Origin of the sequence: uncultured Lutibacter sp. (assembly GCF_947495725.1) — a bacterium.
Taxonomy (GTDB): Bacteria; Bacteroidota; Bacteroidia; order Flavobacteriales; family Flavobacteriaceae; genus Lutibacter.
Genome location: NZ_CANLZZ010000005.1, coordinates 21,384 through 40,221 on the forward strand (window position 1 = coordinate 21,384; position 18,838 = coordinate 40,221).

Annotated in this window: 16 protein-coding genes and 2 pseudogenes; 3 read left to right on the plus strand and 15 right to left on the minus strand. The window is 28.9% G+C overall.

Features of this window, described 5'->3' with window-relative positions:
- The first annotated feature begins 5 nt into the window (after positions 1-5).
- A complete protein-coding gene (lgt, locus tag Q0776_RS12130; protein WP_298368611.1) occupies positions 6-824 on the plus strand; it encodes a prolipoprotein diacylglyceryl transferase in 819 nt (272 codons plus the stop codon).
- Positions 825-893: 69 nt separating this feature from the next.
- Here the strand turns inward: lgt and Q0776_RS12135 are convergent, their stop codons facing one another.
- The 10 genes from Q0776_RS12135 to Q0776_RS12180 all read right to left on the minus strand — a co-directional run bounded on the left by Q0776_RS12135 (position 894) and on the right by Q0776_RS12180 (position 9,440).
- A complete protein-coding gene (locus Q0776_RS12135) occupies positions 894-2,072 on the minus strand; it encodes an RsmD family RNA methyltransferase (RefSeq protein WP_298368612.1) in 1,179 nt (392 codons plus the stop codon).
- Entirely contained in the window at positions 2,065-2,622 is a 558-nt protein-coding gene (locus Q0776_RS12140) for a DUF1697 domain-containing protein (RefSeq protein WP_298368614.1), read from the minus strand. Before Q0776_RS12140 ends, Q0776_RS12135 begins: the two co-directional genes overlap by 8 nt.
- A gap of 3 nt (positions 2,623-2,625) precedes the next feature.
- Positions 2,626-3,708, minus strand: a complete 1,083-nt coding sequence (locus Q0776_RS12145) for an AI-2E family transporter (protein WP_298368616.1) — start codon at positions 3,706-3,708, stop codon at positions 2,626-2,628.
- A gap of 48 nt (positions 3,709-3,756) precedes the next feature.
- Positions 3,757-4,353: an ACP phosphodiesterase gene (locus Q0776_RS12150; protein ID WP_298368617.1), complete on the minus strand. Its 597-nt coding sequence runs from the start codon at positions 4,351-4,353 to the stop codon at positions 3,757-3,759.
- Positions 4,354-4,401: 48 nt separating this feature from the next.
- Entirely contained in the window at positions 4,402-5,487 is a 1,086-nt protein-coding gene (locus Q0776_RS12155) for a hypothetical protein (protein ID WP_298368618.1), read from the minus strand.
- A gap of 96 nt (positions 5,488-5,583) precedes the next feature.
- Positions 5,584-6,471, minus strand: coding sequence for a zinc-dependent peptidase (locus Q0776_RS12160; protein ID WP_298368620.1), 888 nt, complete (start codon positions 6,469-6,471; stop codon positions 5,584-5,586).
- Between the two features lie 38 nt (positions 6,472-6,509).
- The gene (locus Q0776_RS12165; RefSeq protein WP_298368621.1) at positions 6,510-6,998 is read right to left on the minus strand and encodes a thioredoxin family protein; all 489 of its coding nucleotides are present in this window, start codon (positions 6,996-6,998) and stop codon (positions 6,510-6,512) included.
- 54 nt (positions 6,999-7,052) lie between these two features.
- Positions 7,053-7,901 (minus strand): mechanosensitive ion channel domain-containing protein, encoded by an 849-nt coding sequence (locus Q0776_RS12170; RefSeq protein ID WP_298368623.1) that lies wholly within the window; start codon positions 7,899-7,901, stop codon positions 7,053-7,055.
- A gap of 129 nt (positions 7,902-8,030) precedes the next feature.
- Entirely contained in the window at positions 8,031-9,104 is a 1,074-nt protein-coding gene (locus Q0776_RS12175) for an NADH:flavin oxidoreductase (RefSeq protein WP_298368625.1), read from the minus strand.
- Positions 9,105-9,191: 87 nt separating this feature from the next.
- Positions 9,192-9,440: an FUSC family protein gene (locus tag Q0776_RS12180; protein ID WP_298368627.1), complete on the minus strand. Its 249-nt coding sequence runs from the start codon at positions 9,438-9,440 to the stop codon at positions 9,192-9,194.
- Positions 9,441-9,851: 411 nt separating this feature from the next.
- Here Q0776_RS12180 and Q0776_RS12185 point away from each other — a divergent pair, with 411 nt between their 5' ends.
- Positions 9,852-10,595, plus strand: coding sequence for a slipin family protein (locus Q0776_RS12185; RefSeq protein WP_298368628.1), 744 nt, complete (start codon positions 9,852-9,854; stop codon positions 10,593-10,595).
- A gap of 78 nt (positions 10,596-10,673) precedes the next feature.
- On the opposite strand, the pseudogene Q0776_RS12190 reads toward Q0776_RS12185, so the two are convergent.
- From Q0776_RS12190 to dnaN, 5 genes and pseudogenes are all read right to left on the minus strand, one after another.
- A pseudogene (locus Q0776_RS12190) lies at positions 10,674-10,856 on the minus strand (DNA polymerase III subunit beta); the annotation flags it as partial.
- 67 nt (positions 10,857-10,923) lie between these two features.
- Positions 10,924-11,721: a class I SAM-dependent methyltransferase gene (locus Q0776_RS12195; RefSeq protein ID WP_298368629.1), complete on the minus strand. Its 798-nt coding sequence runs from the start codon at positions 11,719-11,721 to the stop codon at positions 10,924-10,926.
- A 413-nt stretch (positions 11,722-12,134) separates the two neighbouring features.
- A pseudogene (locus Q0776_RS12200) lies at positions 12,135-12,360 on the minus strand (DNA polymerase III subunit beta); the annotation flags it as partial.
- 105 nt (positions 12,361-12,465) lie between these two features.
- Positions 12,466-14,553 (minus strand): acylase, encoded by a 2,088-nt coding sequence (locus Q0776_RS12205; RefSeq protein ID WP_298368630.1) that lies wholly within the window; start codon positions 14,551-14,553, stop codon positions 12,466-12,468.
- A 415-nt stretch (positions 14,554-14,968) separates the two neighbouring features.
- Entirely contained in the window at positions 14,969-16,087 is a 1,119-nt protein-coding gene (gene dnaN, locus Q0776_RS12210) for a DNA polymerase III subunit beta (protein ID WP_298368632.1), read from the minus strand.
- Between the two features lie 227 nt (positions 16,088-16,314).
- Between dnaN and Q0776_RS12215 the strand changes: the two genes are divergently transcribed.
- Positions 16,315-18,831: a PIG-L family deacetylase gene (locus Q0776_RS12215; RefSeq protein WP_298368634.1), complete on the plus strand. Its 2,517-nt coding sequence runs from the start codon at positions 16,315-16,317 to the stop codon at positions 18,829-18,831.
- The last annotated feature ends 7 nt before the right edge of the window (positions 18,832-18,838 follow it).

Genomic DNA, 18,838 nt, shown 5'->3' on the forward strand with positions numbered 1-18,838 from the left:
TAGAAATGATATTACTTCAAATAGATTGGAATCCTTCACCAGAACTTTTTAAAATAGGTTCATTTGCCATAAGATATTATAGTCTAATGTTTGTATGTGCATTTATGTTAGGGCTTTATTTAATGAAAAAAATATTTATTAATGAAAAAATTGATATTGAAAAATTAGATTCTTTATTTATTTACACTGTTGTTGCAACTTTGGTTGGAGCTCGTTTAGGACATTTTTTATTTTACGATCCAGAGTTTTTAATTAAAAAGCCATTAGAAGTAATTTTACCATTTAGATTTTCACCTAAGTTTGAATTTACTGGTTTTGCAGGTTTAGCAAGTCACGGGGCCGTAATTGGAATAATTACAGCTTTATATTTATACAGTAAAAAAGTACTAAAAAAACCTGTATTTTTTATTTTAGATAGAATGACGATGCCAGTTGCAATTGGAGGTATGTTTGTACGTTTAGGAAACTTAATGAATTCTGAAATTATTGGAAAACCTACAAATAGTGATTATGGATTTGTTTTTAAAAGATTAGGAGAAAGTTTTCCTCGTCATCCGGCGCAATTATACGAAGCCATTGGTTATTTATTAATTTTCTTTATTGTTTTATATGTGTATTGGAAAACAAATAAAAAAGAAAAACCAGGGTACATATTTGGACTATTTTTCGCTATGCTTTGGACCGTAAGATTTTGTGTTGAATTTTTTAAAGAAGCACAAGTTGAAGGAAGAGAAGACTGGATTCTTGGTTTAAATACCGGTCAGGTTTTAAGTATACCACTTATACTAGTAGGTTTTTACTATATGTTTAGAACTAAAAAATAATATTTAAAATAATTTCTAGAAAAGCCGTTTATTGAAAAATAAACGGCTTTTTTTTAGATAAAAGTATGCTCAAATTTTTGAACACACCAATACAATATGATTATTTTCAAGGTTAGTTGTAAAAAAAAGATATTTGTTTCCACCATCTTTTAAACCTGTTTTTTTTCTAATTTGAGCAACTGTTTCAGGAAAATTTCGTGTGGTTATATTTGCTTTTTTTGAAGGACATATTTTTTTAAGAATCTTTTTGTCATAAGCTGTAATTTGCTCTATTAAAAAAGATCTTCCTGGGAAATTAATAAGTTTGTTAGAAGTATATAAATGCGAGTGTTGGTGTAATTTATCAATATTTAATTTGGTAGCTATTTGTTTAAATGCACCAGCTTTTAAAATTGCGGGATTAGGCTCAAACAAGTACTTTTTAGGAGCCGAATAACTTGGGATATCTTCTTCTGAATTTAATTCAAAATTAAAACATTGTTTTTCGCTTTTTAAAAAGTTGATTGTTTTTAAATGTATGTTGCCACAATAATTTTTTTCTAATATAAAAAGTAACTCTTTAACTTCATTTTCGAGAGAAACAACATGAATTTCCTTTACAAATGTTAACTCATTTATGGCGCTTTTAATATCTAATATTGGAGAAATTTTTAAAAGGATATTGTTGGTTTTAGCAAACAATTTCTCTAAGTTTTCAGGTACATTTGGTAAGCAATCGTTTAACAAAAAAACTTTTCCTTTAATATCATTTCTTCGAGAAGGATCTATATAAATCCAATCATATGTTTTATCCGAATTAGTTGTAAATTCAATTCCATCTCCAACATAGGTTTCAATATTTTTACACTTAAGTTGTTTTAAATTATGAGCAACAATTTGAGATAATTCTTGGTTTATTTCACAATGTATTACCTCTTTAATTTTTTTTGAAAAGTAATAAGCATCCACTCCAAATCCTCCGGTTACATCAATAAGAGAAGTTCCAGAAATTAGGCTTGCCTTATATTTTGCTGTAATTTCAGATGAAGTTTGTTCAATATTTAATTTTTTTGGAAAATAAATACCTTCAGTTAAAAACCAAGTAGGAAGTTTCTTTTCACATTTTGTTTTTGAAACAAGTTGTTCAACAATTTCTTGAATAGAAATACCGTTAAACGGACTTCCTTTTAATACTAGTTTTGTAATATCAGACTTTAAATTAGCATTGATAAAATGTTGAATTTCGGTATTTAAAATAATTTTATTCAAGACGTTCATTTGTTAGTTGAACAAGTTTTGTTATAGTTTTCCAATTACGAGAAGTAGCAGGAGATTTTAATTTACTTTCAAACAAATTATTAGATAATTTTGTTTTTCCATAACCATTAGGGCAATGTAAATAAATTGTTTTACCGGAAATAATAAATGCATCATCATTAGTTGAAATTAAACTTTCAATTTTTGAAACACCACTTAAATCAGGGTTGTTATTTAATAATGTAACGTACATTTTTGAAATGTCTATTGCGTTATTTTTTTCAATAAAAGGATTTGATTGAAAAATACAATCTAATTGTTTTTTTGTTAAAACCAACACGTTAACATTGTATTGATACTGTTTGTTTAGAATGTTTGAAATTTGAAATTCAATTTTTTCGGTAACTTTTTCATTCAGTTTAAAAATTACATTTCCACTCTGAATATAAGTTTGAACCTCAATAAAACCATTTGCTGTTAACAGCTGTTTTAAATCGGCCATTTTAATAATATTCTTTCCAGAGACATTAATTCCTCTTAAAAGAGCAATATAGGTATTCATAAATTAAATGTTCTTTGTAAGTGATTTAACAATTTTATTGTCGGCAAGAAACGCTTTTAAAATTACTTTAATAGCTGTATAAGTTGGTATTGCAACAATCATTCCTGTTACTCCAAAAAGAACACCACTAATCATTATCACTAAAAATATTTCTAGTGGATGTGATTTTACACTATTAGAAAATATGAGTGGCTGACTTAAAAAGTTATCAATTAATTGGGCTATTACGTATCCAATCATAACATAAATGGAAGTTGGTAAAATTTCTGATTGAAAATCTTGCCCCAAATTACTGCTCATAGTTAAAAATAACATTATTACGCCACCAATTAGCGGACCTATATATGGAATTAAATTAAGTAACGCACATAAAAAGGCAATTACAATGGCATTTTCAATTCCAAAAATTAACAATGTTATCATATAAATAATGAATAAAATGGTAATTTGAAAAACCAATCCAATAAAGTATCTTGATAATAAGTTATTAATTGTTGAAAGCGATTTTCTTAATTTATTTTCACTTTTATCTGTAACCAAAACATAAATAGAATTCTCCATTATATGCGTGTCTTTCATTAAAAAGAAGGTTATAAAAAGCACCGAAAATAACCCAATACTTAAATTTCCAACAGTACCAATAACAGAGTTTAGTAAATTGGGAATTGCTGTTAAATTTTTAAATAAATCAACATTTTTAAGTTCGTTTAAAATATCAATATTATGAGCTAAAAAGTAATTGTTAGTTTGGTTTATTAGGTGTTCAATATTTGTTTGAAGTTGGTCAATATTTAATAACGACAAGTTTTCTCCTTGCTTAATTATTAAAGGAATAAACATACTAATTAGCCCAGATAAAATTCCAATAAAAAAAATCAATGTTGTTATTACCGCTAATGTATTTGGGAATTTTAACTTTCTTTTTAAAAATCGAATTATTGGACTTCCTATTAAAGAAATAACTGCAGCAATGGCAATATATATTAAAATTGATTGAATTTTATAAAGAAAATATAACAATAGAAAAACACCAATTAATATTGCAATTGCTTTTAAAATTCCATTTGTAATTGTGTTCGAGGTCATATTATTTTTTTAGAATTATAAAAATATGAATTTATTTCAATAGAATTGCTATTGATTGTTGATTAGATATTGGGTTTTCTCAGCTACAAAATCTTCAAGTTCTTTAAAATATGCTGTAAAGTCTTCTTCTAGTTCTTTATAATGAAGTTTTAAATCTTCAATAGCTAAATCCATTTGCGATATTCCTTTTGTGCGTCTGTTCATACCGCCTAAAACACGTTCAATTCCTTTCAAAGAAGCATAATTAACTAGCCAATTATATTTTATCATAGATGGAAGTAGGTTTTGAAGTTCTTCTGGGAAACTTTCAACATTTTCAGATAAAAAACTATAAACATTTTGAGCGTAAATTTCTAAAGGAATGTTAGAATATTTACTCCAATTTTTTGCTAAAAAATGATCGTATAAAATATCAATAATAATTCCATCAAAGTGTCGATATCTTGGATTAAGACGGCGCATACTTCTTTTTACAATAGGATGCGTATCTGTAAAATTGTCTATATTTCTATGCAAGATTAGTCCTACCTGTATTTCTTTTGGATATTTTTTATAGGCTTTACCTTTAACAGCATCGGAAATAAAATTGCCAATTAAAATGTTTTTATTGTCTTTAGAAAGGTATAAATGTGCTAAAAAATTCATAGAATTAATTTGGGCAATGATACAAAAAAAAAGATGCTATGAATAATTTTAGAATGAAATATTAGCTGTATACACTCCCTTGCCGTGCGTTAAAGATGTTTTACCTACATTATGAAGATTAGTTGTTCCTATTAAAAGTTTTCCTTTGCTGAATGATAATGCGCTGATATACATATAGTCATCTATAAATTCTAATCCATCTAATTTAAGTTGTTGCCAATCTGCTATTTTATTTTCAATAATTTTTGAAATAAAAATTTCATTATCGTAGGTCAAAGCAACTATCCAATTATTGATTTCAATTAATGTCGAAATTCTAGTAGATGTAATTCCAGGTAGGCCTTTAACATTTCCTTCAATCCACTCATTTGAACTATTTTTTTTGAATATTCCTGCTTCCGTAGATGTTATCATAAGATCATTTTTAAATAGAAAATCATAGCAGCGAATAGATTCTAAGCCAATTGAATTCCAATTTTTTCCATTATCTGTAGAGTTGATAATTCCTTGACTTCCTTTAGTTGTATAAACATTATTGTTGTTAACCTTATAGTTATGATAATAATTTGCAAATGAGAGGGTTTTATGTGTCCAACTATTACCAGAGTTTGAAGAATAATTATAAATAAATTTACCTGATCCCGATGAAGCACAAATGGTTGTTTCATTTATTGCACAAATTTTGCTTCCCCCAGCACGAAAGCCTTCAGTGTCGAAATTAGTTGGTTCCCAATTACTGCCGGAATCTTTAGATAAATAAATATTTCCAGAGGTTAATAAATATAAAGCATTACCATAACCAGAAATGTCGTATGTTTTAATGTCTTCTAACTGAACATTATTTTCATCAACAATTCCTACATTACTTGAAATCCAAGTTATTCCATTATCTTCGGAAATAAAAACACCTTTAGCTATAGTTATTGCTAATAATTTCTCTTTGTATTCGTAAATTTTCTGAATCCCAACAGTTTCAATTCCTTTTGATTTTTCCCAAACGGTATTTAAGTTTATTTGAGGTGCGGCAGGACTTTTATCTACAATAACATCATCGTCTGAATTACTACAAGAACTGATTATTAAAAACAAAATGAAATATGAAATTGACGAAAGAATACTTTTTAATAACTTCATTTTTTTATGTGTATAAATGAGGAATATGTATATAAAAGTAGTGAAAAATCTAATTTAAATTAGGGTTAAAATGCTTTAAAAAGTAAATATCCAAATTTAATTGTAGTGAATACCACCGCAACATTTTTTAAACTTTTTACCACTATTACAAGGGCAAGGATTGTTTCTGCCAATTTCAACTGTACGTTTATTTAATTTTCGGTTTGCCATTTTTTGATTAAAAACTTTTTCTAATAAGCTGTACAACTCAGGATGTTTTTTTTCGAGAAGCTTAGGTCTTTCAAAAAAGTATTCGCTAGCAACTGAGAAAAATTCAGCTTTATTAGTACTTCCATATGGGTTAATGTCCGAATTTCCGTCTATTATTTCATCTATTTTCTTGTTAATTAAATCAATCCAAGGAATGGCATATTGCTTCTCCATTAGTTTAGAAGGAATGCCGTCAATTGGGCCATCGGTTTTATCAATTAAATGAATAAACTCGTGTATTGCTGTGTTTTTTTTATCGGATTCATTTCTAAAACCGTGTTTTAAAGCTTGTTGAGATAATATCATAATTCCATCCATGTAACCGCTACCAACCATTCCTAAAATACGTCTGTTAGTTCCCTCTATTTCAAATTTTTCGTTAAAAGCCGTTGGATAAATTAACACCTCTTTAATATTAACGTATTTCCAGTTGTCAAATCCAAAAATTGGAATAACAGCACTTGAAGCAACTAAAACTTTATCGGTTAAATTAACTGTAGTTTCTATACCCGTAATTCTACAATTTAAAAGAAACTCTTGTACTTTAAACTCAAATCGGCTTTTTTCAATTTCGCTTAGAGCATTGTAAAAAGAAATATCACGATTTAATATAGCTCTCATTTCTTTAGGAAAAGGTGTAATTGGCACGCGCCATTTTGAATTTACTTTCCTATTCCAACGAAAGGCCGAATAGCTTACGGTGATAATTATTATTACAAATACGGTTAATGTCATTTATTGTTAGTTTAATTAAATTTAACGATTTTGGGTTTTTAATTACAAAAGGTATTTAAATCATTTAGTGTCATAGCTCCAGCAAATCGCTTAATTTCTTTTCCATTTTCAATAAGTATAAATTGAGGTAAGCCTCGTACGTTATAAGTTTCCATTATTTTTTTATTTAAATCGGCATTTACCTTAGCAACTTTGGTGCTTTTAGATTCTAAAGCAAATTTTTCAATAATAGAATTCATCATTACACAAGGTCCGCACCATTCTGCCCAAAAATCAATTAAGATCCTATTTTCAGTATTTAAAATAAGATCTATATTTTTTTCATTTAAGTTGATAATGGCAGAATTATCTTTCTTTTTAGTAGTTTTATTAATAATATAACGAAAAGGCCATGAAAATGCTGCTACTATAGTTGATATTATAAAAAGAATAAAAGCAATTAAATAATTGAAACTTGTTTTTAGAGTTTTCTCCTTTTCAAATTTTTTTTTCGAATTGTTTTGAAATTGGATAATTTTTTCGAGCATAACTTGTTGATTAACCTAGAGTTGACATTATAAATTTTGACAAAAGCAAGTTTATTATTTTATAATATCGGTTGAATTTGATTTTATATGTAAATCCAATTGATTAAAAGGAATGGTAATATTGTTAGCGTCAAGGTTTCTGCTAATAATTTTTCGAATGTCACTTTTTACCTTACCAATACTAAAAATGTTTTCACTATAAAACAAAATTTGGAAATCTAATGAAGAAGGTCCAAAATTAATTAATCGCACCTCAATTAATTCTTTGTTATAAATATCAGGATGTTCAAATGCACTTTCTTCTAAAACTTTAATAACTAGATCTACATCACTTCCATATGAAACTCCCACATCAATTCTAAAGCGTGCTTTTTCTGATTGGTGACTCCAATTAATAACTTTGTTTGTGGTTATTAATGAATTTGGAATTATCATAGTAATATCATCAGTATTTATGCCTTTTGACGTTCTAATTCCAATGCTTTGAATTTTTACTACAACACCATCTATATCCAAAACATCATCAATTCGTATCGATTTTTCTGAAAGTAAAATAATTCCGGATATTACATCATTAAACGTTTGTTGCAAACCCAACCCAATTCCAACAAGTAAAGCAGCCGAACCTGCAAGTAAAACTGTAACTTTTATTCCAAGAAACTCTAAAATAAGACCTATAGCAATTACCCAAATTATATATTTAATAATTTGAAATAACGCATAAGTATCTTTATTGTCTAATTTACTAATTTGATTTTTACTATATAAAGCTCTTTTAATAAGCCATAATATTGCTTTGGTAAGTATGAAAATAATTAAAATAGTAAATAATGAATATACTCTTATGGTATTTTCGCCTATTTTAATTAATTCAAATTCTAAAAAACTTAAAATTGTTTCCATTTTACTTTTTATCAGTTAGTTAAAAGTAAGCATAAATTTAATGAGTTGTTTTACTTTTAACTGTATTCATTGCATAAATTTAACTTAGTAAACTAAGCTTGTACATTATTCACTTGGTGCAATTTATTGTTATTTTACAAAATCGGGCCATCTTTTTAAATAGGCAATAAATTTTTCACCTAAACCTTCTTTTATAAGATGTTCTTCTGAAACAGGGGTTGAAATAGGATTAAAAGCTGGATTTTCTAAAACTAGTTTTGGAAAGTTGTGATGTAAAATTGCCGATGTTCCAATAGAAACAAAATCTACTCCAGCATCTAAAATATTTTGCACATCCATAGCAGTGCTAATTTTTCCTGCAACAGTCCATTTAACCTTTTTAAAATCTAAGCTACTAAAGTGTTCTAATAAGGAGCTATTTTGATATTTTTTTTCTTCAGGAGTTTTAAAACTATCCCATAAAGATATATCTAAAAAATCGATATTTCCCTCATTAATTAATCGTTGGCACACCCATTTTATCTCGTTAATGTCCATTCCAAACCTTTCCGGAGAAAGTCTAACACCAATTAAAAACTCCTTGCCACATGTTGCTCTAATGGCATCAACTATTTCAAATAATAGTCTAGATCTATTAATTAACGAACCTCCATATGCATCCGTTCTATTATTTATTTTTGGACTTAAAAATTGAGTTATAATATATCCATGTGCTCCGTGAACTTCAACACCTGTATAGCCACATTTTTTAGCACGGATAGCTGCATTTATAAAGTCATCTCTTAGTTGTTTAACTTCTTCTATTGTAAGCCCACGTGCATTGGTTTCTTTATTATCAGAAGGGCAAACAGGAGATTCGTTTATTAATTCTGCCGGTGTTCGCATTCCTGCATGATGCAATTGTATAACGGCTAAACTTCCTTGTTCTTTAATTTTAGTTGTTAATTTTATATGCCCTGCATTTAAATTGTCACTAAAAATACCAAGTTGTCCTGGAAAACCTTTTCCAATTTTTTGAACATGCGAAGCGCAGGTCATTACCATACCAAATCCTCCTTCGGCTCTCATAGTTAACCATTTTAGCTCGTCATTAGAAAGTTCTCCATTTTCATGACTTTGTTGATTTGTTAAAGGAGCTAACATAAATCTATTTTTCATAGTTGCTCCGCAAGGGAAAATTATGGCTGAATTTGCATTGGTCATAATAAATAATATAAATATTGAGTTTAAATGTTGTAACCTTTGTTATTTGATTTTATAGAATATAAAAGTAAACAAATGCTAATTGGTTTATTTCAAATTACGTTCTTTAAGAATATTTTTTAAGGCTTTATCATTTTTAGAATTATTAATTAGTTTGTAAACAAAATACAATGGTATTAGTGTAAAAAAGCCAACACTATTTTTTGCAGCGCTATAAATTATAATTCCAACCGAAAATCCAATTAATGCAGCGTTCATTATGGAAGTTGATTTCATTTTTTTTGCTTTTTGTAACAATTCTTCGTCTGTTAATTCGGCTAATTCTTTTTCTGTCATTTGTTTGAAGTTATTTAAATTTTGTTTTATTGTTTATTGAAATAGGAGTTTTGGAATGATGTCCGTCAGTTTATTAAACACAATAACCTGTTTATTTTTATTATGGATAACCAAATATACTTAAATTTTGGAAGTATAATCATTAATAGAATTAGCTTTTCAATTGAAAGGCGCAGTTAATATTTTAAATATTTCAATTAATTTAAAACGCTTTTTTACAAACCTTTTTTTAGTAATTTATTTTGTTAAAAGGTTTATAATGAGTAACTTTAAGAAGATGACAAACAACTAACCAGAAAGTTTTTAAAATTTAAAGGTTTTTTAAAGATTAAAAGTGAAAAACAGCGTCCGCTGTATATTTTACTTGTATTATGGATAATAATCCCAATGTAATTTTTAAATTCTTATCATATGAGTTTTACCATCTTTTTTAGTATTCTAATTTTCTTGTTTTTATTTGGAGGTATTAGAATTGTTTTTGAATATAAACGAGCATTAAAATTTAGATTTGGAAAGTATATTAAAATATTAGAGCCAGGATTTAGGTGGATTATCCCTATTGTTGAATCTATTCAAGTGGTAGATATTAGGGTAATTACAATTAATATTATATCGCAAGAGGTTATGACAGAAGATAATGTGCCTTGTAGTATTGATGGTGTAGTTTTTTTTAAAGTTAGTAATCCAGAAAAAGCAGTTCTTGAAGTTGAAGAATTTAATTTTGCGATTACACAATTGGCTCAAGCTGCTTTAAGAGATGTTTGTGGTAAAGTTGAACTTGATACCATCTTATCCAAAAGAGAAGAAATGGGTAAAAATATTAAGTCAATAGTAGAACATGAAACTAAAGATTGGGGTATTGAAATTATTGATGTGAAGATTAAAGATATTCAATTGCCGGAAAATATGCGACGTATGATGGCAAATCAAGCCGAAGCAGAACGTTCTAGACGAGCTCGTATTATTTTAGCACTTGCTGAAGAACAAGCTGCAGGTAAATTATTAGAAGCAGGTAAATTAATTGACCAATCACCATCTGCTATTAAATTACGTTTATACCAAACATTGGCAAATATTGCTTCAGAAAAAAATTCAACTATTTTATTCCCATTCCCTGAAGAAGTTTTGCCAAGAAATAAAAAGAAGAAGGATTAGGAACAATTTTTATTTTAATAACAATAAAAAAGCCGCAACTTAAAAGTTGTGGCTTTTAATTATATATTATTAGTTGTATTAGCTATTCAATATAACTGGCATTTCCAGCATTGTAATAAATTCGCCTTCATCAACACCGTTAATTGGAGTTAAAATTCCAGCACGGTTTGGTAAACTCATTTCAATTAAAACTTCATTAGAGTTTAGGTTACTCAACATTTCAGTTAAAAAACGAGAGTTAAATCCAATTTGCATATCGTCGTGTAATGTATTCCCATTGATGCATTTTTGAGTTTTAATAAGTTAACCTTAAGTTAGCAAAAGTTTTTTATTTTTCAGCGTATCCAATCATAGCAGAATGCTGAAATGAATAATTTTTTCCATTTTTAAATGCTTCACAATTTTTAATTAAATCAGTTTTAATATCCTTTTGTTTATCATTAGGAAATAAGTGTAAATTTCCCCAATCCCAACATCCATTAATTAAAGGGTCGAGAGAATCCATATTCCAATTTGTATTCAGTTTTTCTAATTTGAAATTTTTTAAACTGGTATTTGTTATGAGTTCATTATAAGTTTCAAAATCTGTTACTCCAAATAGTGGTCCGTGAGGTAATTCCGATAACTCGTGATGGTTTGCAAAAGCTTGAAAAAACGCTCCTAATGAACTTTGTTCTTCATTCGCTCCCCAAACTGCAAAAGCAAATTTTCCATTTGGTTTTAAAATTCTGTTTACTTCGTTAAAAACTTTATTGGGCTCCGCAAAATGATGCACTACAAAATTCGCAATTACAACATCCATTGAGTTGTCTTCTAGTGGAATATTTTCAGCATCAGATTGTTTAAATGTAATATTTTCATAGACTGAATTGGCTTGGTCTATCATTTTTTGAGAAAAATCAATTCCAATTACATTCGCTCCTGTTTCACTAATTTTCTTTGTTGAATTCCCAGCACCACAACCAATATCTAATACGGAAAGATTAGAATCAATATTTGTTTTGTTTATTAATAATGGAAGTGTTTCATTAGTTAATGTAGCCCAAGTTTCATTATAACTAGGTGAGCATCTAGTCCAAGTATCTAATTCATATTCGCGAATAATTTTGTGATTTGTTTGTTCCATAATATTAATTTTATTGGTTAGTTTTTAATTTTTGGTAACTCGTTATATCTTTAAATACAGATGTATTTGTCTCACAAAAATATCGGGATATAGTAATAAAAAGTTAAGTTTTATATGGTTATGGGTATTCCATTTCCATACAACTCTTTTATTGTAGAAGGCATAGCATTTTTTTAGTTAGTGATACCAATATATAAAAAAAATATTATATAAGGTTTTGAAATTTAATCTATTAAAAAAAATTATAAATTTTTTATTTAAAGGGATTATAAAAAAAGAATAATTTATAACCTTTTTCACTTACTTATTATATAGGAAAATCATTAATTTAGAAAAGTAAGAGGAGTATTTTTTTAACAAAAAAAGCCACAACTTTTAAGTTGTGGCTTTTTCTAATTATTTTAAGTGTTTTTCTAACTATTTAACATAATTGGCATTACCAACATTGTAATAAATTCGCCTTCATCAACACCATTAATTAGGAGATAAAATTCCAGCGCGGTTTGGTAAACTCATTTCAATTAAAACTTCATTAGAGTTTAAATTACTCAACATTTTCGTTAAAAAACGAAAGTTAAATCCAATTTGCATATCGTCGTGTAATATATTCCCTTTGATGCGTTTTTGAGTTTTACTAGTTAACCTTAAGTTTAAATATATTTAATTAACCCCATAGTATTTTCGATTTAATAACGGTGAGCATAAGCGGTCGTTTTAATGCCTCATTTACATTTTAGCCTTAGTTTATTTTTTGTCCTTAAATCCATTTTCTGTAAGTACTTCTACTTTTTCAGTATTGGCTTTTACTTGCTCTTTTGTAAACCAAGCATCGCGTAATTCTTTTTTAGAGAATAATTCTAACTGATCACCATTATGAGGAGAATCCTTTTGTGTGGCATTACCGTAACTTAATAAGACCTTAGCATTTACTTCAGTGCCAAACTCAATGACACCCACCCAAGAATCCCCACCACCCACATACATGTGGTCTTCATCTTTACTTCCAGGCCATGCTACTCTAAACACTCCCATAGATCCATCACTTCCATTAGCAGGAAGATTTATGCCATTATAATTTATTCTATAATAATCTCCCCAAGGGGTATCTAAACTACCAAATTTGGTTTCAATTTCTATGGCTGCTTGTTCTAATAGTTGAACCGCTTTATTTGGGTCTGCAAAACCGTCTGGTGTTGTATTTGGTTTATCAATGCTCCATTGTTCTGAGTAATTAGATTCTTTCCAGACATTAAATTTTCTCGCCCAACTAAAAAATATAAGCATACCTTTACTATCTGCGTCTGCTTCACGATCCCATTTTTCTAATACTATTTTAGCCTCTTTTGCTTTTTCTGAATCAGAGGCATCAATAGCTGCAAATAAATCATCTAAAATTCTATCTGCGAATTCTAACCTTGTTGAGAGTTTATATTCAACTAATTCATCAAACGTAATTGATTCATCTTCAATTAACATTCTTGCCGAACGTTGGGGCCTAAAATTCATACTTTGAGGTGCCATATAGCCTGGGTAGTCTTTAGGGTTCAAGGTCATGGGGATGGTGCTTGTCCAAGGTGGATCATTTGCATTTTGAAGCCATCCATTTGTTGGGTTTTTTACTTTGGGTAAATCGGCATAATCGTGCACTTCTGTCCATATATCAGCAGATTTTCCACCAGGTATTATTCGATTCCAATAGGCCCAAGAATCTTCGGTTCGCTTGGGTACTAAACCATTAAAAAGATAGAAAATCTCACCAGACTTATCTGCATACATCACATTCCAGAATGGTATTTGTGCCATTTTTAAAGCAGATTCAAACTCATTAAAACTGCTACTATTTATCATTCTCCACCATTGTAGAAGCATATTTGGCCTATCCAATCCAACCATTCGTAAAGCTAAAACTTTGTTTTCTTTTTGGTTTACAACAGGACCATGAATAGTTTTAAGCAATGGTATTTCTTGCTCCTTTAATGAGCCATCTTCCTGTTTTACTTTAATTGTGTTTTTTGAGGCTTCAAACTCTTTTACTTTGCCATCTAGCAAATAACCACCCTCTTTTAACTCTAATTCATAAGTGTCAGCATTATCAATAGTGTTGTCTGTGTGACTCCAACCTAAATATTCATTAAATCCTATAGCAATACCTGGAAGACCTACTAAATTACTTCCGTACATGTTTTTACCATTCAAATTTAAGTGTGACTCAAAAAAAAGAAATTCCTGCCACCAAGGTAAATGGGGATTCTGGACCAGCATAGCATTGCCAGAAGCTGATCGCTTTGGGCTGATTGCATAAGTGTTACTTCCCATATCTGGCCATTGTTGCACTCTGCCTAAATCACTTCCTCCAATAAATCTTGTGAAAATTACATACATACTATGCATGTTAACGTCTTTAGTAGTTAAGGGAAGAACGATCTTATTTTTATCATCTATGGATTCAGGATGCGCCGATGCATAGGCATTTAAGCCTTCAACGAAAGATTTAAAGATTAGTTTTGTTTCGGGATCTTGTTTTGATTCCCAATCATCAGCTAGATCTCCAAAGCCAAGTGTATGTATAAGTATATCGTTTTGTAGTTTGCTTTTTCCCCAGTATTCTGCCCCTTTTCCTCTAGAACTACCATACAGATCTAAAATGAGGTTAGCGTGATTGTGCATTTGTGCCCAACCTTGAGCGTAAAATAACTCTTCAATAGTGTTGGATGTAATATGTGGAACACCCCAAGTGTCCCAAGCAATTTGAGTTGTTATCTTTTCGTTTTGAGAGTATGATATATTTAGAAAAGAAAAAATAATGAGGGTAATAAAGAGTTTGTTTTTCATGATTTATAGATTAATTATTTTTGACTTTTATTTGAAATTAAGGCTAACTCGTTATATCTTTAATAAAGATGTATGTATCACACAAAAATATCGGGATATAGTAATAAAAAGTTAAGTTTTATTTGGTTTTGGGTATTCCATTTCCATACAATTTTTTTATTGTAGAAGGCATAGCATTTTTTTTAGTTAGTGTTACTAATATATAAAAAAAAATATTATATAAGGTTTTGAAATTTAATCTATTAAAAAATGGGTAATAAATTCTTTCTTTAAAGGGATTATAAAATAAGAATAATTTATAGCCTTTTTTACTTACTTATTATATAGGAAAATCATAAAAGTAGGAGGAGTTTTTTTTAACAAAAAAAGCCACAACTTTTAAGTTGTGGCTTTTAATTATTTATTATTAGTTGTATTAACTATTCAACATAACTGGCATTACCAACATTGTAATAAATTCGCCTTCATCAACACCATCAATAGGAGTTAAAATTCCAGCGCGGTTTGGTAAACTCATTTCAATTAAAACTTCATTAGAGTTTAAATTACTCAACATTTCAGTTAAAAAACGAGAGTTAAATCCAATTTGCATATCGTCACCTTGGTATTCACATACTAAACGTTCTTCAGCTTTGTTTGAATAATCTAAATCTTCAGCAGAAATATTTAGTTCTGTTCCAGCCATTTTAAGTCTAATTTGGTGTGTAGTTTTACTAGAGAAAATAGAAACACGCTTAACAGAGTTTAAAAATGTACCTCTGTCAACAGTTAATTTATTTGGATTTTCTTTAGGAATAACAGCGTCGTAATTAGGGTATTTACCATCAATTAAACGACAAACTAAAACCACATTATCGAATGTAAATTTAGCATTGGCATCATTATATTCAATTGTAACATCACTTTCAACATTGCCTAATATACCTTTTAAAAGGTTTAATGGTTTTTTAGGCATTATAAATTCAGCGGTATCATTAGCGGTAACATCTGTTCGCGAATATTTCACTAATTTGTGAGCATCTGTAGCTACAAAAGTTAAACTATCTGCACTAAATTGAAAAAACACACCACTCATTACAGGTCTTAAATCATCATTTCCAGCGGCAAAAATTGTTTTAGAAATAGCTGTTGCCAACACATTTCCAGGAATAATTGTACTGCTTGGCGATTGAATTGAAACAGCTTTAGGAAATTCATTACCATTAAAATAAGCCATATCATATTTACCGTGACTAGAACTAATTTCAATGGTATTTGTATCCTCAGTTTTAAATGTTAACGGCTGATTTGGAAATGTTTTAAGAGTATCCAATAATAAACGAGCCGAAACAGCTACTGAACCTTCAGAATCTGATTCAACTTCAATAATTGTACTCATTGTTGTTTCTAAATCAGAAGCAGATATTTTTAATTCGTTTTGATTTAATTCGAATAAGAAATTATCTAAAATAGGTAAGGTGTTACTGCTATTAATTACTCCGCCTAAAACTTGAAGTTGTTTTAATAATTGGCTACTAGATACTATAAATTTCATTTAAGATTATTTTATTAGGTAAGTTACAAATATATTCTAAAAAAATTGTTTTAAAAAAGTTATTTATTAACAGTTGAAAATTGAAAAAACGCCTTTAAAACATAGATACAATGGTAGTTATAATTTTTTATTTTTAAAAGTTATAATTATGTTAATATAGAACAACCAAAAGTTATACCTATTAATTAAATTTTATATTTGTTTCGCTACTAAAATAATTAAACTTTATGAAGAAAATAGTTATAATTCTATTCTTATCACTTATTTACATTCCATTAACCCATTCTCAAATCCCAAAAAAACCAACATCAGGCGATCTTTTCGAATCTATTCAGAAATTGAATTTTTTAGGATCTGTACTATATGTTGCTGCGCATCCAGATGATGAAAATACTCGGTTAATTTCCTATTTTTCGAATGATGTTAAAGCGCGCACCGCTTATTTAAGTTTAACTAGAGGTGATGGTGGTCAAAATTTAATTGGTCCTGAAATTAGAGAATTATTAGGTGTTTTAAGAACTCAAGAATTACTTGCAGCAAGAAGAATTGATGGAGGTGAACAATTTTTTACTCGTGCCAATGATTTTGGTTATTCTAAACATCCAGACGAAACGTTGCACATTTGGAATAAAGACGAGGTTTTAAAAGATGTTGTTGCGGTAATTAGAAAATTTAAACCCGATGTAATTGTAAATAGGTTTAATCATAAAAATCCGGGATCTACACACGGACATCATACGTCGTCTGCAATGTTAAGTTTTGAAGCTTTTGATTTGGCAAATGATGCTTCCTATAAAACACATTTAGAAAATGATAATTTATGGAGCGCAAAAAGATTATTTTTTAATACTTCGTGGTGGTTTTATGGGAGCGAAGAGAATTTTAATAAAGCCGATAAATCTAATTTGTTAAGTGTAGATATTGGTACTTATTACGCACATAAAGGATTGTCTAATAGTGAAATTGCTTCATTAAGTAGAAGTCAACATCAATCTCAAGGTTTTGGAAGTACTGGAACTCGTGGTAGTCAAACCGAATATTTAGAATTTTTAAAAGGAGATTTTCCAAAAAACAAAAATGTATTTGATGGAATTAATACCACATGGAGTAGAGTAGAAGGTGGAGTTGAAATTGGAAATATTCTTTCTAAAGTTGAAAAAGAATTTGATTTCAACAATCCATCTGCAAGTATTCCTAATTTAATAAAGGCTTATAAATTAATTTTAAAGTTAAAAGATGAGCATTGGAAACAACTTAAATTGAAAGAAATTAAACAACTAATTGCAGGTTGTTCAGGATTGTATTTAGAAGCAGTTTCAAACAGCGCATCAACAACATTAAATCAAAAAAATAACATTAAAATTGAAGCAATAAATAGAAGTAATTTTCCTATTACATTAAAATATGTTAGTGTTAAACCACAAAACATAGTTGAAAATAAGGATATTGCTTTAAATAATAATGAAGCACATAAATTTTCTTTAGATATTGATATTCCTTCTAATTTACATTACACCTATCCTTATTGGTTAGATAAAAAAGGAACTTTAGGAATGTATAATGTTGAAGATTCTAAGCTAATAAGTTTACCAGAAACTCCAAGTGAAATGAAAATGGATTTTGTTATTGATTTTAACGGTACTCCAATAACATTTCAAAAAAATATAGTTTATAAATTTAACGATCCTGTAAAGGGTGAGGTATACAAACCGTTTGAAATTTTACCAAAAGTATCAGCTTCATTTAATGAGAAAGTACATATATTTTCTGATGGTGAACCTCAAAAAATAGCCATAAAAGTAAAATCGGTTGAAGATAATATAAAGGGTAAATTAATTTTATGCACACCAAATAATTGGAAAGTTTCACCAGAGAGTGTAGCCATTAATTTAACTCAAAAAGGACAAGAAGAACTAATAGAGTTTGTTGTAACTCCGCCAAATGAGCAAGCTGAAGGGTTAATAGCTCCTATTGTTGAAATTGAAGGTGCTTCATTTACTAATGAATTAATTGAAATGGATTACAATCATATTCCATTTCAATCTATAGTTATGCCTTCTGAAGCAAAGGTGGTGCACTTAAATATTCAGAAAAAAGGACAATTAATTGGTTATATTCAAGGAGCTGGAGATATGGTTCCAACAAGTTTACGCCAAATTGGATATACAGTTGTAGAACTTTCGGATGATGATATTACTCCAGATAAATTACAAAATTTTGACGCAGTTGTGATGGGAATTAGAGCCTATAACACTAATGATAGAATTAAATTTTATCAAAAACATTTGCATAATTATGTAAGTAATGGCGGAACTTTAATTGCGCAATACAATACAAGTCATAGAGTAAAAGTTGATAATGTAGGACCTTATCCATTACAACTATCAAGAGATAGAGTAACAGATGAAAATGCAAAGGTTGAAATAATAAATCCTAATCACGAATTGTTATCGTACCCAAATAAAATTAATGCATCCGATTTTGATGGTTGGGTACAAGAGCGAGGTTTGTACTTTCCAAATAGCTGGGATTCTAATTATGAAGCATTGTTAAGAATGAACGATAAAAATGAAACACCTAAAGATGGAAGTTTACTTGTTGCTAAATATGGTGAAGGAAATTTTATTTATACGGGATTAAGTTTTTTTAGAGAACTACCAGCAGGAGTTCCAGGAGCTTATAAGTTATTTGCAAATATGCTTTCTATTGGAAAAAATAATATTGATAAACCTTTAAAAAACTAATATGTCT

What these genes read in the sequence shown, in the direction of transcription:
- Q0776_RS12145 (WP_298368616.1), bottom strand. Translation starts at nt 3,708, where the DNA reads ATGACCTCGAACACAATTACAAATGGAATTTTAAAAGCAATTGCAATA.
- Q0776_RS12150 (WP_298368617.1), bottom strand. Translation starts at nt 4,353, where the DNA reads ATGAATTTTTTAGCACATTTATACCTTTCTAAAGACAATAAAAACATT.
- dnaN (WP_298368632.1), bottom strand. Translation starts at nt 16,087, where the DNA reads ATGAAATTTATAGTATCTAGTAGCCAATTATTAAAACAACTTCAAGTT.
- Q0776_RS12175 (WP_298368625.1), bottom strand. Translation starts at nt 9,104, where the DNA reads ATGACCAATGCAAATTCAGCCATAATTTTCCCTTGCGGAGCAACTATG.
- Q0776_RS12140 (WP_298368614.1), bottom strand. Translation starts at nt 2,622, where the DNA reads ATGAATACCTATATTGCTCTTTTAAGAGGAATTAATGTCTCTGGAAAG.
- Q0776_RS12195 (WP_298368629.1), bottom strand. Translation starts at nt 11,721, where the DNA reads ATGGAACAAACAAATCACAAAATTATTCGCGAATATGAATTAGATACT.
- Q0776_RS12185 (WP_298368628.1), top strand. Translation starts at nt 9,852, where the DNA reads ATGAGTTTTACCATCTTTTTTAGTATTCTAATTTTCTTGTTTTTATTT.
- Q0776_RS12155 (WP_298368618.1), bottom strand. Translation starts at nt 5,487, where the DNA reads ATGAAGTTATTAAAAAGTATTCTTTCGTCAATTTCATATTTCATTTTG.
- Q0776_RS12165 (WP_298368621.1), bottom strand. Translation starts at nt 6,998, where the DNA reads ATGCTCGAAAAAATTATCCAATTTCAAAACAATTCGAAAAAAAAATTT.
- Q0776_RS12180 (WP_298368627.1), bottom strand. Translation starts at nt 9,440, where the DNA reads ATGACAGAAAAAGAATTAGCCGAATTAACAGACGAAGAATTGTTACAA.
- Q0776_RS12205 (WP_298368630.1), bottom strand. Translation starts at nt 14,553, where the DNA reads ATGAAAAACAAACTCTTTATTACCCTCATTATTTTTTCTTTTCTAAAT.
- Q0776_RS12160 (WP_298368620.1), bottom strand. Translation starts at nt 6,471, where the DNA reads ATGACATTAACCGTATTTGTAATAATAATTATCACCGTAAGCTATTCG.
- Q0776_RS12170 (WP_298368623.1), bottom strand. Translation starts at nt 7,901, where the DNA reads ATGGAAACAATTTTAAGTTTTTTAGAATTTGAATTAATTAAAATAGGC.
- lgt (WP_298368611.1), top strand. Translation starts at nt 6, where the DNA reads ATGATATTACTTCAAATAGATTGGAATCCTTCACCAGAACTTTTTAAA.
- Q0776_RS12215 (WP_298368634.1), top strand. Translation starts at nt 16,315, where the DNA reads ATGAAGAAAATAGTTATAATTCTATTCTTATCACTTATTTACATTCCA.